The 978-nt window shown below is 44.9% G+C and carries 1 protein-coding gene and 1 pseudogene; both read right to left on the reverse strand.

Annotated features, from left to right (window positions below; all coding sequences use genetic code 11):
* Nucleotides 1–38 precede the first annotated feature (38 nt).
* Nucleotides 39–761, reverse strand: coding sequence for an amino acid ABC transporter ATP-binding protein (locus LD39_RS20055; RefSeq protein WP_035552698.1), 723 nt, complete (start codon nt 759–761; stop codon nt 39–41).
* Nucleotides 761–978 (reverse strand): annotated as a pseudogene (locus LD39_RS23300) (nickel transporter); the annotation flags it as partial. The gene LD39_RS20055 and the pseudogene LD39_RS23300, both read right to left, overlap by 1 nt.

Consider the following 978-nt stretch of genomic DNA (forward strand, 5'->3'; position numbering starts at 1 on the left):
CCCTGTGGAAGCGGAGTTCGTTTCCACAGGGGGTAGTTTTATAATACTTTACTTAAGAATTCTTGAGTACGAGGATTGCTTGGATTACCGAAGATTTTTTCAGGTTTATCTTCTTCCATGATTATACCTTCGTCCATGAAAATGACACGGTCTCCCATTTCACGAGCAAAGCCCATTTCGTGGGTAACCACAACCATGGTCATCCCTTCTTTGGCGAGGTCCTTCATTACGTTCAGGACATCACCGACAAGTTCTGGGTCCAAGGCTGATGTCGGCTCATCAAAAAGCATGATCTTAGGCTCCATGGCTAGTGAACGTGCGATGGCAACCCTTTGTTTTTGACCGCCTGATAAACTTTCTGGATAGACGTCCGCTTTGTCGGAAAGCCCTACTTTTTCAAGCAAGGGCAAAGCATCTTTTTCTGCCTGCGCTTTTGAGACCCCTTTAATTTTTTTTGGTCCAAGCGTTATGTTATCTAGCACGGTCATGTGCGGGAAAAGATTAAAGTGCTGGAACACCATCCCGACACGGGAACGGACTTCATTAATATTGATTTTAGGATCCGTTAGGTTATCGCCTTCGATGAAGACGTCCCCTGAAGTTACTTCTTCGAGCAAATTAAGGCAGCGAAGCAGCGTACTTTTCCCAGACCCAGAAGGCCCGATCACACAAACAACCTCTTGTTCTTCGACGGCTAAATCGATGCCTTTTAATACTTCATTTTTACCAAAAGATTTATGCAAGTCTTTCACGGTGATCATCATACGTCAAGTCTCCTCTCTACTCTACGTAAGTACAGCGCTGTTGGTACAGTGATAGCTAGATACATGAGACAGACCATCGTCAGGGCTTCGAAAGCCGCAAACGTGATGCCGTAATATTGCTGACCCATATAAAGCATTTCACCGACAGCGATAACGGAGAATAACGATGTATCTTTCAAACTGATAACGAATTGGTTCCCTAGTGGCGGGATCA

The organism is Halobacillus sp. BBL2006, assembly GCF_000786645.1.
Lineage (GTDB): Bacteria > Bacillota > Bacilli > Bacillales > Halobacillaceae > Halobacillus.

Excerpts from the sequence above, each read along its gene's own strand:
- LD39_RS20055 (WP_035552698.1), bottom strand. The coding sequence starts at position 761 with ATGATCACCGTGAAAGACTTGCATAAATCTTTTGGTAAAAATGAAGTA.